The sequence below is a fragment of the Actinoplanes sp. HUAS TT8 genome, assembly GCF_051380535.1.
Lineage (GTDB): Bacteria > Actinomycetota > Actinomycetes > Mycobacteriales > Micromonosporaceae > Actinoplanes.
This window is the reverse complement of record NZ_CP195646.1, coordinates 9,894,982-9,907,926: the sequence shown is the minus strand read 5'-3', so window position 1 is coordinate 9,907,926 and position 12,945 is coordinate 9,894,982. Positions and strand designations below refer to the sequence as shown.

General features: G+C 70.8%; 13 protein-coding genes. 7 read left to right on the top strand and 6 right to left on the bottom strand.

Annotated elements, in window-relative coordinates; all coding sequences use genetic code 11:
• Positions 1–100: 100 nt before the first annotated feature.
• On the bottom strand, positions 101–763 hold the full coding sequence (locus ACSHV8_RS44190) for a DUF6758 family protein (RefSeq protein ID WP_436526157.1): 663 nt from the start codon (positions 761–763) through the stop codon (positions 101–103).
• Positions 764–836: 73 nt separating this feature from the next.
• Positions 837–1,469 (bottom strand): TrmH family RNA methyltransferase, encoded by a 633-nt coding sequence (locus ACSHV8_RS44185; protein ID WP_436526156.1) that lies wholly within the window; start codon positions 1,467–1,469, stop codon positions 837–839.
• A 478-nt stretch (positions 1,470–1,947) separates the two neighbouring features.
• Between ACSHV8_RS44185 and trxA the strand changes: the two genes are divergently transcribed.
• From trxA to ACSHV8_RS44170, 3 genes are all read left to right on the top strand, one after another.
• Positions 1,948–2,373 (top strand): thioredoxin, encoded by a 426-nt coding sequence (trxA, locus tag ACSHV8_RS44180; protein WP_436526154.1) that lies wholly within the window; start codon positions 1,948–1,950, stop codon positions 2,371–2,373.
• Positions 2,374–2,517: 144 nt separating this feature from the next.
• Positions 2,518–4,443, top strand: coding sequence for an intein-containing Rv2578c family radical SAM protein (locus ACSHV8_RS44175; RefSeq protein ID WP_436526152.1), 1,926 nt, complete (start codon positions 2,518–2,520; stop codon positions 4,441–4,443).
• A 369-nt stretch (positions 4,444–4,812) separates the two neighbouring features.
• Positions 4,813–5,220 (top strand): CoA-binding protein, encoded by a 408-nt coding sequence (locus tag ACSHV8_RS44170; RefSeq protein WP_436526150.1) that lies wholly within the window; start codon positions 4,813–4,815, stop codon positions 5,218–5,220.
• 640 nt (positions 5,221–5,860) lie between these two features.
• Here ACSHV8_RS44170 and ACSHV8_RS44165 read toward each other — a convergent pair.
• The 3 genes from ACSHV8_RS44165 to ACSHV8_RS44155 form a co-directional block, all read right to left on the bottom strand.
• The gene (locus ACSHV8_RS44165; RefSeq protein WP_436526148.1) at positions 5,861–6,796 is read right to left on the bottom strand and encodes an SDR family NAD(P)-dependent oxidoreductase; all 936 of its coding nucleotides are present in this window, start codon (positions 6,794–6,796) and stop codon (positions 5,861–5,863) included.
• Between the two features lie 133 nt (positions 6,797–6,929).
• Complete coding sequence (locus tag ACSHV8_RS44160) at positions 6,930–7,574, bottom strand: hypothetical protein (RefSeq protein WP_436526146.1); 645 nt, start codon at positions 7,572–7,574, stop codon at positions 6,930–6,932.
• 273 nt (positions 7,575–7,847) lie between these two features.
• On the bottom strand, positions 7,848–8,780 hold the full coding sequence (locus tag ACSHV8_RS44155; protein WP_436537227.1) for a DMT family transporter: 933 nt from the start codon (positions 8,778–8,780) through the stop codon (positions 7,848–7,850).
• A gap of 134 nt (positions 8,781–8,914) precedes the next feature.
• Here ACSHV8_RS44155 and ACSHV8_RS44150 point away from each other — a divergent pair, with 134 nt between their 5' ends.
• Together ACSHV8_RS44150 and ACSHV8_RS44145 are read left to right on the top strand one after the other, a co-directional pair.
• Positions 8,915–9,613, top strand: a complete 699-nt coding sequence (locus tag ACSHV8_RS44150; protein ID WP_436526144.1) for an HAD family hydrolase — start codon at positions 8,915–8,917, stop codon at positions 9,611–9,613.
• Between the two features lie 5 nt (positions 9,614–9,618).
• A complete protein-coding gene (locus tag ACSHV8_RS44145; protein ID WP_436537225.1) occupies positions 9,619–10,119 on the top strand; it encodes a hypothetical protein in 501 nt (166 codons plus the stop codon).
• Positions 10,120–10,251: 132 nt separating this feature from the next.
• Here the strand turns inward: ACSHV8_RS44145 and ACSHV8_RS44140 are convergent, their stop codons facing one another.
• Complete coding sequence (locus ACSHV8_RS44140; RefSeq protein ID WP_436526142.1) at positions 10,252–11,115, bottom strand: PhzF family phenazine biosynthesis protein; 864 nt, start codon at positions 11,113–11,115, stop codon at positions 10,252–10,254.
• 27 nt (positions 11,116–11,142) lie between these two features.
• Here ACSHV8_RS44140 and ACSHV8_RS44135 point away from each other — a divergent pair, with 27 nt between their 5' ends.
• Both ACSHV8_RS44135 and ACSHV8_RS44130 read left to right on the top strand, forming a co-directional pair.
• A complete protein-coding gene (locus ACSHV8_RS44135; RefSeq protein ID WP_436526140.1) occupies positions 11,143–12,417 on the top strand; it encodes a magnesium transporter MgtE N-terminal domain-containing protein in 1,275 nt (424 codons plus the stop codon).
• Entirely contained in the window at positions 12,414–12,938 is a 525-nt protein-coding gene (locus tag ACSHV8_RS44130; protein WP_436526138.1) for a DUF1003 domain-containing protein, read from the top strand. The genes ACSHV8_RS44135 and ACSHV8_RS44130 overlap by 4 nt, the downstream gene beginning before the upstream one ends.
• Positions 12,939–12,945: the final 7 nt, after the last annotated feature.

Here is a 12,945-nt window from a genome sequence, read left to right as displayed (position 1 = left end):
CTTCTCCTCTGGTGCGGGTGACAAACAGCGCCGCGGCAGTACTGACGGTATCAGCTCCGTAGCCCCGTGTGAACAAAGTGCCCGGAAAGCCGATTGTCGGTCAGACACGACCGTGCAGGTACGGCGAGGGCGCACCGAACACGAGCTCGGGCGGAACTCCCTCGGACAGGTCGTGCAGAACGACATGCTCCGCGAGGAGGTAGCCCGCGCTTGCGGGCCACGCTACCGCATAGAGCCAAATTCCTTTGGCCTCACTCACGTACGCGCTGCGGTCCTCAGGAGACTTCACACACCAGAGTGGAGTCGGGTGACCACCCACTTTGATCTTGGCGTGCGGGCCGGCGCACGGACCGCGGTCGGCCAGCGTCTCGGAGAGCAGGTAACCAGGGTCGATACCCGGGATGCCGGCGAAGCGGGTGCCCAGTCCGACACCCGGCTGCTCGGCGATGAAGACCAGGTCGGCCGGGCCACCACCGAGCGGCTCCGGGCCACTGCAGGCAAGCGCGGTGGCCCGCACCCCGGACCGGTCGTCGCCGGCCCAGCCCACCCCGGTGACGGTCCAGCCGGACGGGAGCGGCCATGGCCCCCAGAGCGGCAGCCGCTCCGCATCCGACGCCGACTCGCGCAGCACCGTCCCGACGATCTCCGCACTGATGTGCTCGGCGACGTGGAACGGCGAGACGTCGCCACAGTTGTCGCAGCGCCAGTGGCTGTGCATCAGGTCCGGCTTCCGGACCTGATCAGCACATCTGGGGCAACTCACCGTGACACCCACACTCCATACCGTGCGGGTCCGGGGAGCCCCCGTCAAGCGGATCGGCGGAACAGGCCCGACCTCAGGCGGGCGGCGGGCCGGCGTGCGCGCGGATCCACGCGTGCATCGCGATCCCACTGGCCACACCCGCGTTGATCGACCGGGTTGATCCGTACTGTGCAATGGAAAATAGCTGCGAGCAGGCGCTTCTCGCCACGCCGGAGAGTCCGGGCCCCTCCTGGCCGAAGAGCAGCACGCACCGCCGGGGCAGGGTGACGGTCTCCATCGGCCGGGAGCCGGGCAGATTGTCGATGCCGATCACCGGGATCTCCGCGGCGGCGGCCCAGGCCACGAACTCCTCGATCGTGGGGTGGTGCCGCACGTGCTGGTAACGATCGGTGACCATGGCTCCGCGCCGGTTCCACTTGCGGAGACCCACGATGTGGACCTCGGCGGCGAGGAACGCGTTGGCGTTGCGGACCACGGTGCCGATGTTCAGGTCGTGCTGCCAGTTCTCGATCGCGACGTGGAAGCCGTGACGGCGGGTGTCCAGGTCGGCGATCACCGCCTCACGGGTCCAGTACCGGTAGCGGTCCACCACGTTGCGCCGGTCGCCGTTCTCCAGCAACTCGGGGTCGTAGTGCTCGCCGACAGGCCGCTCACCCACCCAGGGACCCACGCCGACCTCGGTGGATTCGTCCTCGCCCACGGTCATGGGGCGTTAGGCTACTCATCCGGCGCGGACACTCTCACGCAGCCGGGAACCACCCCTCCGGGCGAACCGGAGGGGGACGCAATGAGCGGCGGGGCCCTCCCCGGCACCCGCCGCCCACGCTCTGTTGGGAAAGAGTTTGCCTCACCGTCCGTATCCATGTGAAGGACTTTCAGGTGTGACGCAGCTCACATTTAGGTTTATTAACAATTCTTTGGGTCGCGTGGGCGCGTTCCCATAGGCAACACACAGCCTGGGCAAATGCCCCGGATGGCGTGATCATGGACAGATCTCACCTGCGGGTGGTGTCGCCAACCTGACACCGTACGCCTACTATCAGTTACGATGGTGGCTTCCGGTCGCCTCGCCGTCCCGCGCGGATGGTGCCGTAGGACACGTGTCACGGCGTCCAGAGCGGGAATGGTGAAGTGGTGCCAGGAGTTTCACCCGACGAAAGCGATTCCCGCAGACGGAGGCATCAATGGCGACGGTTGCGCTGACCACAGCGAACTTCGACGAGGTCACCAGTAACGACGGCATCGTCCTGGTCGACTTCTGGGCCAGCTGGTGCGGGCCCTGCGTACGCTTCGCGCCGACCTACGAGCGGTCCTCGGAGAAGCACCCGGAGATCACCTTCGGCAAGGTCGACACCGAGGCCGAGCAGGCGCTGGCCGCCAAGTTCGACATCCGGTCGATCCCGACGATCATGGCGGTCCGCGACGGCATCGTGGTCTTCGCCCAGCCCGGCGCGCTCCCCGAGTCCGCCCTCGAGAGCTTGATCGAAAAGGTCGAGCAGCTCGACATGGACGAGGTCCGCGACCAGGTCGCGGCGCACAAGAAGGCCCACGACCCCAAGGCGAACGACGCCGAGGAGCCCGCTGCCGCGACGAGCGGCGCATCTAACTGACCAGCTGGAACACCAGCTCACGCAAGGCCCGCGGTCCGGTTCCGGTCCGCGGGCCTTGCGCTTTTCCACAGAGGTACGCCGTACGTGTCCACAGTCTCTTCGAAGCGGTGGACATGATCTCGAACGTGTGTTCGAATATCCGCCATGCGATGGTCACACCTGTCGGCACGCGCCGATGACGGCTCGCTCCCGGACAGGGCAGCGCCCGCGGCTCCACCCCTGCCGCTGGCGCTGCCCGGCGCGACCGTCCGCACCTTCGACACCCCCGGGTTCGCCGGCATGACGTTCTACGAGATCCGCGCGAAATCGCTGATCAACCGCGTTCCCGGCGCGTCCCGCGTGCCGTTCCAGTGGACCGTCAACCCCTATCGCGGCTGCTCCCACGCCTGCACCTACTGCCTCTCGGGCGACACCCCGATCCTGATGGCCGACGGGTCGACCCGCCGGCTCGCCGAGATCCGCCCGGGCGACTCGGTGATGGGCACGATGGGCGCCGGGCCGCACCGGCGTTACGTGCCGACCACCGTGCTCGACCACTGGGCCACCAGCAAGCCGTCCTACCGGGTCACCCTGGCCGACGGCACCCGGCTGGTCTCCAGCGGCGACCACCGGTTCCTCACCGACCGCGGCTGGCGGTTCGTGAGCCCCTCCGAGCCGCACCAGCCGACGCTGGCGATCGGCGACCTGATGTTCGGGGTCGGCCACTTCGCCGAGCCGCCCAAGGAGTCACCGGACTATCAGGCCGGCTATCTGTGCGGCCTGCTCCGCGGTGACGCCGCGAGCCGGGCCGCCCGCGAGGGCGACGCCTGGGTCCGGGCCGACGGCTACCTCGACGACATCTCCCTGCCCGACGCGCTGCGCTGGCCCGAGCTGCCGTCCGGCGAGTGGTTCAAAGGGTTCCTGGCCGGCGCGTTCGGGGCGGTCGGCCGGGCCGAGCGGCTCGCCATCGCCTTCGAGAGCACCGACCGCATCTACCTGCGCTGGATCACCGAGGCGCTCACCCACCTGGGCCTGACCAGCCGCACCCCGGTGCCGTGCCGGGCCGAGCGCCCCGGCCGGGTCGAGACCGGCCGCGACCTCTGGTCCGCGCTGCGTTTCCGCCACCTCACCGGCGTGCTCGACGCCCCGCTCGACGCGTCCGGCGTCGGGGTCCGCGCCGACCGGCGGCTCGCCGTCGCCGACATCGAGGATCTCGGCCTCACCCTGCCGCTGTTCGACATCTCCACCGGCACCGGCGACTTCATCGCCGACGGGGTGGTCAGCCACAACTGCTTCGCCCGCAGCACCCACAAATATTTGGACCTCGACCCCGGCCACGACTTCGACTCCCGCATCGTCGTGAAGGTGAATTCCGGCGAGCTGATCCGCCGCGAGCTCGCCGAGCCCCGCTGGTCCGGCGCCCCCATCGCGATGGGCACGAATGTCGACGTCTACCAGCGCGCCGAGGGGCGTTATCAGTTGATGCCGGAAATCCTGGCCGCGCTGCGCGACCACGCGAACCCGTTCTCCATCCTCACCAAGGGCACGCTCATCCTGCGCGACCTGGACCTGTTGAAGCAGGCGGCCGAGGTGACCGAGGTCGGGCTCGCCTTCTCCGTCGGCTTCCTCGACGAGCGGGTCTGGCGCTCGGCTGAGCCCGGCACCCCCAGCCCCCGCCGCCGTCTCGACGCCGTCCGCCGCCTGACCGATGCCGGCTTCCCGGTCGGCGTCCTGCTCGCCCCGATCCTCCCCGGCCTCACCGACACGGAGGATTCCATCGAGGAAACAGTCGCCGCCATCGCCGCGGCCGGCGCCACCAGCGTCACCCCGATCCCGCTGCACCTGCGCCACGGCGCCCGGGAGTGGTATGCGGCGTGGCTCTCCCGCGAGCACCCCCGGCTGGTCCCCCGCCACCGCGAGCTGTTCGCCAACGGGGCTTATTCGCCTCGCGTCTATCAAGACGAGTTGTCGGCCCGGGTCCGGATGGCCGCCCGCCGGCACGGCCTTCACCGGCCCAGTCCCGCCCAGTTCCGTGCCCTGCCCACCCCGGAGGCCACCACGCCCGAGTCCAACCAGCTCACCCTCCTGTAACCCCGCCTCGGCCGCGCTCGGGGCCGCCCCGGGCCGACCCTGCTGAAGCTGAGCCGGGCGATGCGCGCTCGGCCACCAGGGCAACGCGGCGGACCACCTCGACCAGGGCGGGACGCCGAGCCTGCGGCTCGGAGTTATGTCGGGCCGCCCAGGGGTCACGCAAGGCCATTCGGTCGCGCCCGCCTAACCGCGCCGTTCGACCGGGCCCCTCGACCGGGCCTTCTAACAGGGCCTCCTGACCGGATCGCGGCGCTCGGGCATGCGCGACTTCGGGTGGGCCTTCGATGGGGCTTCGGGCGGGCTCCGGGTGGAGTGAGGAAGAGATCAGTGACGAGCCGTTCGCAGGTGGGCGTGGATAGAGTCAGGCGTATGCGTAGTGCACGGCAGCTCCTGGCGGAAGCGAACGTCATCGCGGTGGTCGGAGCTTCGCGGGATCCGTACAAGCCGGCGCACACGGTGCCCCTGCAGATCCTGCGGCACGGGTGGCGGATCATCCCGGTGAACCCGTTCGTCGACGAGATCTTCGGGGTGAAGACCGTGCCGACGCTGGCCGATCTGGGCGAGCCAGTCGATCTGGTGAACGTGTTCCGCCCGTCCCGGGACGCCGCCGACGTGGTCCGTCAGGCCGTGGCCATCGGTGCGCCGGCCGTCTGGTTGCAGAGCGGCATCTTCTCCGCGGAAGCGCGACGGATCGCCGAGGAGGCCGGCATCGACTACATCGAGGACCGCTGCCTCGCCGTCGAACGCGCCGTCAACAGCCTCACCAAACTCCCCTGACATTCACCCATCCAGCACCGCTGGACCCAGGAAACCCCCGAGCGTGGCAGCCACAGGCACCAGCTCCCCACCCCCAGCTGGCGCTCACGGTTGGAAAACACCACCCAAGACAACCCTCAGCACCAGCCGACTGAACTCAGCTGGCACTCACGGCTCGAAACACCGCCCGAGACAGCCCTCAGCTCCAGCCGACGGAACTCGGCTGGCACTCACGGCTGAAAACAGCACCCGGGACAACCATCAGCTCCAGCTGACTGAACTCAGCTGGGGCTCACGGCGGGGCGATGCCGTGCCGGACAGCCGTCAGCACCAGCTGGCAGGATCGGCTCGGGCTGTGGCACGGCGAGGGCAGGCTCGGGCCGCGGCACGGGGAGCCAGGGCACAGCCGGGAGGGGCAGGCTCGGGCCACGGCACATCCGGGGGCGGCTTCGGGCCGCGGCAGGGCCGGGCCAGCGAGCGACACACGGCGGCGCGGCACGGCGACGGGGGGCTCGGGCCGCGGCATGGCCGAGGGCCGAGCCGGGGCCCGGGCCGAGCGGCTGGGCCGAGCCGGGGGCTGGGCCGAGCGGCTGGGCCGAGCCGGGGGCTGGGCCGGGGAGCCACACACCGGTGGTGGCGGCTCGGGGTGGGGTTGGGTGGGTTAGCGGAACTGGGCCTCGCGAACGCTGTTGCCGCCGTCGACGACCAGCATCTGGCCGGTGATGTAGGAGGCGGCCGGCGAGCAGAGGAAAGCGACCGCCGCCGCGACCTCGTCGGGGGTGCCGGGGCGGCCTATCGGCGTACCCAAGCCTTGTTTGATCTCGGTGACCGTGGAGGCCGCAGTGTAGATCGTGCCGGGGGCCACACAGTTCACGTTGACGCCGTCGGCGACCAGTTCCATCGCGAGCGCCCGGGTCAGCCCGACGACACCGGCCTTGGCCGCGGCGTAGGCGGCCTCGGTGGGCAGCGCGTTGACCGGCCCGGCGGTCGCGGACAGGTTGACGATCCGGCCCCAGCCGCGTTCGGACATGCCGCCGACGAAGGCGCGGCTGCACAGGAATGCGGTGCTCAGGTTCCGGTCGATCTCGGCTTTCCACTCGTCGAGCGTGAGCTGGGCGACCGGCCGGAGCACTTCGGGGCTGGCCCGGCTGGCCAGGCCGGCGTTGTTGACCAGGACCTCGACGTCGCCGAGCTGGTCGGTGATGGCGTCGGCGAGCGCGCCCACCTCGGACTCGTCGGTGAGGTCGGCCACGAAGCCGGTGATCCCCAGTTCGGAGGCGCGTTCGTGGATGCGCCGGGTGGTGGAGACGATCGCCACCCGCGCGCCCAGGTCACGCAGCCGGCGGGCGGTCGCATACCCGATCCCGTCGGGGCTGCCGGCGCCGGTGACCAGCGCCACTTTCCCGTCCAGACGCAATGTCACCGCGGCCTCCGCACTTGCTTCCTCGAATTCCGCCTCGACGACCTCTGGCGTGATCTCGACCGGGCGGTCCGGATCACTGCCGGGCACACCGGTCCGGGGTGGCCGGCCGTCGGCCGGACGGGTGGCGTCACGCCGCGAGGGGCTGCCGCCGGTGGAGCGGGCGTCGAAGACCATGCGGCGATCCTGCCTGCTCCCGTCAACAGGGGCAAACATCCGCGTCTCCGTGGCGCATCCGGCGCCCCGGCCCGGCGGAAGGCCCGACCTGCACCCCGAGTATCCCGGACCGGGTTTTCCGACACGCGGAAATTCAGTCGTCCTGTTCCGGCATTACCACCCAGGCGTCGGTGAGCGGCGTGGCCGGGCCCTGTTCGACGAAGATCAACGGCGCGTCGGTGCCGTAGCGGGCCGGCATCTCCTCCCGGGCCTTGTCCAGGTCGCGGGTGCCGATCTCCAGGCCGGCGCCGTCGTGGCGGCTGCCGACCGTGACGATGCGCACACCTCGAACCGTCCAGTAGGCGAGATCGGTGACGACCCGGTCGTGCCAGACGTCGAGTTCGGCGACACCGTGCGCGGCATCGCGCACCACGATGCAGGCGGCCCCGGCGGTTTCGCGGATGAAGTCGTCGAATTCGGTGGAGACGGTCGGCACCCGGTAGACGATCGCGCGGACCCGCCGCTGGTCCACCTCGAGCCCGGCGAAACTGTCCCGGAATCGCAGCCGACCGGCCTGCTCGATGCGTTCCATCGCGGCGCTGAGCGGCGCCGGGGTGATCGGCATCCGGAATCCGCCACGTTCCACGAATTCCGGCGCGCGACTGAACTCGCACCCCGCGGTCCGCCAGCTGCCGGCCGTGCCGGGTGGCTCCGGCTGGTCGGCGCTCTCGAACTCGCCACAACCACTGATCATGAGCACTCCGGCGAGGAGCAGCCGGCTGAGCCGTACCCGATGCATCGCATCCCTCCTCATTACCGTGCGCGCCCCGGCCACGCCACCCCGGCGACGCACAGACCGGCCGAAGGTGCAACGACCGGCCCAGGTCCGGCGGTCACGGGCTGAAGCCCGCCAAAAGGAACAAATCCGGCGACAAGGTTGACGGTCCGGCTTCGCGCGCCACTCACGCTCCGTTTCCGCACAACCAAAACCCTTTGGAGGTACGCCGGAGCCACCCGCCCCGCACCTCGGCCACCCCGCGACTCGCCCGAGGCCGGCCGGCCCTCCGGGGTGTCAGTCGGCGAGGGCCGGGGTGGGGCGGCGAGCGGTTCGGGCGGCGCCCAGGACGACGACGGCGACACCGGCCATGAGCAGGGCGAGCCCCGGGAGCGCGCCCGGCCGGGGCGCCTGGCCCAGCCAGAACCAGGCCAGCAGCGCGGCGCCCGGCACTTCGAGCAGGATCAGGACACTGACCGTGGTCGCCGTGGTGTGCTGCAGCGCATAGTTGAACATCGAGTGCCCCAGCAATTGGGCACCCGCGACCAGCGCCAGAATCGCTGTCCAGGTCTTCCCGTCGTACCCAATCAATTGAATTTTTCCGATTGAACAGACGATCAGCAGGAGCACCGCGCAAACCCCATAACAGATCCAGGTGTACGTGGTGGTGCTGAGCGCCGAGCGAGCCTGCTCGCCCAGTGCCGTGTAGATCGCGGCGAAGATCGCACCGAGGATCGCCAGCACGTCGGCGAGGACGGCCTGCCCGGAGACACCGACGTCGGCCCCGGTGGCCCACGCGGCACCGGCCACCGCGAGCGCGATGCCGGCCCATCCGCCGGCCGACGGACGCCGCCCCTGCCAGGCCGCGATCAGTCCCTGCCACACCGGCTGGGTCGCGACCAGTGCGGTCGCCGTCGCCACCGTGCCCAGCTGGACGCTCGGCATCCAGGTCCCGAAGTGCGCGGCCAGCGCGACCCCGGCCAGCAGGCAGAACACTCCGGCCCGGCGCCGCGAGCCGCGGATCGCCTCGCGCACCTCGCCGCGGCGCGGGCCGAGCGCGATCGGCGTGAGCGCCACCGACGCGAGCCCGTTGCGCCAGAACGCGACCGCCAGCGCCGGAGCCGACGCGAACGCGATCAGCGGCGCCGACGAAGACACCGCGAGCACGGCCACCACCAGCGCCAACACTGTCAGCGGGGCGATCGGTTGCCCTGATGAGCGCATATTCATCACCGGCCGTCATTTCTTGCACGCGCGAGCAGGGACGTTTGCCACTGTCGGTTGGCGGACAGTGACGGAGTCGCTACAGTCACCGACGATTCCTCGTCGATTTCTACCCCTCGATGCCTTGGAGGCCGATTTCCATGCCCGCATTCCGTGCGGTGGTGTTCGACTTCTTCGGCACTCTCACCCGCTCGGTCCAGCGCGGTCCACAGCACGCCGACATCGCCCGATCGCTCGGCGCCGACCCGGAAGCGGTGCGGGGCGTGCTCGACCGGACGTTCCGGGCACGGGCCTGCGGGCGCTACGGATCGGCCGAGGCCACCCTGAGCTGGGTGATCGAGCAGGCCGGCGGCCGCCCGCGGCCCGGCGCAATCCGCGCGGCCACGCCGGCCCGGGTCGACGCGCTGCGCGCCGACACCCAGCTGCGGGCGGACGCGGTCAGGGTGCTCACCGCGATCCGCGGCCGCGGCGTGCGCACGGCACTGATCAGCGACTGCACCCACGAGCTTCCCGCCTTCCTGCCCGGGCTCCCGGTGGCGCCGTTGCTGGACGCCCAGATCTTCTCGGTCGAGCTCGGCGTCTGCAAGCCGGACCCGAGGATCTACCTGGCCGCCTGCGAGCGGCTCGGCGTGTCCCCGGAGGACTGCCTCTACGTCGGGGACGGCGGCAGCCACGAGCTGACCGGCGCCGCCGCGGTCGGCATGACCCCGGTCCGGCTGGCCGCCCACGATCTGGCCAACCATCTGGTCTTCGACGCCGACACCAACTTCGCCGGGCGTACGGTGCGGTCCCTCACCGAGGTGCTCTCGCTCCTGGACCACGCGCCGGTGCTGGTCTGACTACCATCACTCGGGTGACCGGTGTGCTCGATGAGGCGATCAAGAAGGCCGCCGTCGCCTGGATCTCGGTGGGCGACGGGCCGGCGTACGCGCTGTGGTGCATGCCGGTGGAGAGCTCGCTGGCCGTGATCACCGGGCCCGGGGAGCAGTTCGCCCCCGGGCTGGCCGAGGCCCGGCAGGCCACGGTCCGCCTCCGCGGCGACCACGGCGGCCTGATCGTGTCGACCGGGGCCGAGGTCGCCCGCCTCGACCCGAACGGGCCGGAGTGGGCCGAGATCGCGCCACAGCTCGCCGGCAAGCGGCTGAACGCCTCGGGCAGCGCCGACGAGGTCGTGGCCCGGTGGGCCGCCTCGGATTGCGCGCTGCTGCGGATCACCCCGGCCGAGGAGACGCTGGTCGCCGGGGCCGGGCTGGGTGACGCCTCGGGGGCGGCGACGCCGCGGGAGACGCCGGCCCGGGTCGAGACACGCAAGCCGTTCCGGCTGCACAAGGTCGTCCGCCGCTGACCCGCAGCTCACCGGGCTGTTGATCACCAAAAAGTTATCCACAGTACGAGGTTGTCCACAGGGCATCAGCGGGGCCGGTGCCGGCGCGCGACAATGGCATTGGGACGCCCCCCTGGGAGCGGCGGGGACTGTTCAGCCGATGAAGGGCGGGACGGTGATCTTGCCGGTGGCGACCGGGTAGACGTGGCCGCTGACCGTGGCTGACGTGGCCGCGCCGGCGACCGCCGTGACCGTGCAGTCCAGGACCGACGGGCGTTTCATCTCGACGCCCTGGTGGACGCGGAACGACGAGACCCCGTCGGCCGGGAGCAGGCCGGCCCCGACCAGCCACACCCCGAGCCCGAGGGCCGCCGAGCCGGTGGCCGGGTCCTCCCACACCGCGTCGCCGGGGACGAACACGCGGGCGTGGGCGACGCCGTCGGCCCAGGCGAAGACGCTGACGCCGGTCACTCCGTGCCGGTCCGCGGCCCGCGGGTCGAGGTGGACGGCAGCGAGGGCGGAACGCCGTACGGGAAAAAAGTCCCAATCGAGACCGCAGCCCGCCGTGCGTGGATCACCAGCGGCGTCGTCGGCCGTCAGGCCGGTGATCTCCAGCAGGGTGCCGAGGTCGACCGGGGCGCCGAGCCGGGGTGTGGCCCCGGTGAGTGTCGCCGAGCCGGAGGCGGTCACGTCGAGAGGCAGCAGTCCGGCGCCGCACTCCTGCACCACCCGGCCCGGTCCGAATCGGCCCAGGCGCATCAGGGTGACCGCGGTGCCGACGCTGGGGTGGCCGGCGAACGGCAACTCGGCCGAGCCGGTGAAGATCCGCACCCGGTACGTCGCCGCGGGATCGGTCGGTGGCAGCACGAACGTGGTCTCGGCCAGGTTGAACTCGCGGGCCAGCGTCTGCATCTGGGCGGTGTCCAGATGCTCGGCGTCGAGGACCACGGCGAGCGGATTGCCGCTGAACGGCCGATCCGTGAACACGTCGACGATCTCGTAGGCCACGGTGGACATGTCCGGACCCTAACCTAATGTTGGGCTGTGACCATGGGGACGAGGGTTTATCTGGCCCGCCTGGCCGGTCTGCCGGTGTTCGACCCCAACGGCGACCGGGTCGGGCGGGTGCGCGACGCGGTGGTGCGGCTGCGCACGACGAACCGGCCGCCGCAGGTGGTGGGGCTGGTGGCCGAGATGGCGCTGCGCCGGCGCATCTTCCTGCCGATCGGCCGGATCACCGGCATGGACGCCGAGTCGGTCGTGCTCGGCACCGGGTCGCTGAATCTGCGCCGGTTCGAGAAGCGGCCGAACGAGTTGCTGGTCCTGGAGGATCTGCTGGATCGCCGGGTCACCGTGGATCCGGAGCAGGAGGGCGGCGAGGCGCACGACGCCATCGTCGTGGACATCAGCATGGAGCTGAACCGGAACACCGAGTGGGTGGTCACCCGTCTCGCGGTCCGCGAGCACACCGGGCGGCTGGCCCGGCGCGGACACATCTACCAGGTGGAGTACGACCGGGTTCGCAACCTGGTCGGCCCGACCGACACGCAGGGCACGTCGAACCTGCTGGCGCTGCTGGAGCAGATGCGCCCGGCCGACATGGCGAACGCGTTGCAGGACCTGCCGGACGCACGCCGTAACGAGGTGGCGACCGCGCTCAGCGACCGGAAGCTGGCCGACGTGCTGGAGGAGCTGCCCGAGCACGACCAGGTGGAGATCCTGGCCCGGCTGGACCGGGAGCGGGCCGCCGACGTGCTGGAGCGGATGGATCCGGATGACGCCGCCGACCTGCTCGCCGAGCTGCCCAAGGCAGAGCAGGCGGTACTGCTGGACCTGATGGAGCCGGAGGAGGCCGCCCCGGTCCGGCAGCTGATGAACTACCGCCCGGGCACCGCGGGCAGTGTGATGACGTCCGAACCGGTGATCCTCACCCCGGATGCGACGGTCGCCGAGGCGCTGGCCCGGATCCGTGAACCCGAGTTGTCCCCGGTGGTGGCCGCGCAGGTGTTCGTCGCTCGCGCGCCGAGCGCCACCCCGACCGGGAAGTATCTGGGCATGGTGCACTTCCAGCGCCTGCTCCGGGAGCCGCCCGCGTCGATCGTGGGCGGGCTGGTGGACAGCGACATCGAGCCGCTGCGGCCGGACATCGGGCTGCCCGAGATCACCCGGCGGATGGCGACGTACGACATGGTCGCCATGCCGGTCGTGGACAGCACGAACCGGCTGGTCGGCGCGGTCACCGTCGACGACGTGCTGGACCACTCGCTGCCCCGGGACTGGCGTGACCGCGACGCCCACGACGACGAGGAGGACTCGTGAGCGAGACGCGGAGGGATCGGCTGGACCAGCCTCGCGAGCCGGGGCGGGTCTTGCTGCCGAAGTTCGATCCGGAGGCGTTCGGCCGCTGGTCGGAGAGCATCGCCCGGTACATGGGGACGGCCAAGTTCATCGTCTACATGACGATCGTGATCGGGGCCTGGTTCGCCTGGAACACGCTGGCGCCGAAGGGGATGCGGTTCGACCCGTACACGTTCACGTTCCTGACCTTGATCCTGTCGCTGCAGGCGTCCTACGCGGCGCCGCTGATCCTGCTGGCGCAGAACCGGCAGGCCGACCGGGACCGCCTGACCATGGAGGAGGATCGACGCCGGGCGACTCTCCAGAAGGCCGACACGGAATTCTTGACCCGCGAGATCGCCTCCCTGCGGATCGCTCTCGGCGAGGTCGCGACCAGGGATTTCCTGCGCTCCGAGCTGACCCGCCTGGCCGGGGAGCTGGACGACGCCGCGCTGCGGCGGGAGAAGCGCGCCCGTATGGAGTGGGAAGAAGACCACCCCTGACCTCGAC

Excerpts from the sequence above, each read along its gene's own strand:
- ACSHV8_RS44185 (WP_436526156.1), bottom strand. The coding sequence starts at position 1,469 with ATGACCGTGGGCGAGGACGAATCCACCGAGGTCGGCGTGGGTCCCTGG.
- trxA (WP_436526154.1), top strand. The coding sequence starts at position 1,948 with ATGGCGACGGTTGCGCTGACCACAGCGAACTTCGACGAGGTCACCAGT.
- ACSHV8_RS44175 (WP_436526152.1), top strand. The coding sequence starts at position 2,518 with ATGCGATGGTCACACCTGTCGGCACGCGCCGATGACGGCTCGCTCCCG.
- ACSHV8_RS44170 (WP_436526150.1), top strand. The coding sequence starts at position 4,813 with ATGCGTAGTGCACGGCAGCTCCTGGCGGAAGCGAACGTCATCGCGGTG.
- ACSHV8_RS44165 (WP_436526148.1), bottom strand. The coding sequence starts at position 6,796 with ATGGTCTTCGACGCCCGCTCCACCGGCGGCAGCCCCTCGCGGCGTGAC.
- ACSHV8_RS44160 (WP_436526146.1), bottom strand. The coding sequence starts at position 7,574 with ATGCATCGGGTACGGCTCAGCCGGCTGCTCCTCGCCGGAGTGCTCATG.
- ACSHV8_RS44155 (WP_436537227.1), bottom strand. The coding sequence starts at position 8,780 with ATGAATATGCGCTCATCAGGGCAACCGATCGCCCCGCTGACAGTGTTG.
- ACSHV8_RS44150 (WP_436526144.1), top strand. The coding sequence starts at position 8,915 with ATGCCCGCATTCCGTGCGGTGGTGTTCGACTTCTTCGGCACTCTCACC.
- ACSHV8_RS44140 (WP_436526142.1), bottom strand. The coding sequence starts at position 11,115 with ATGTCCACCGTGGCCTACGAGATCGTCGACGTGTTCACGGATCGGCCG.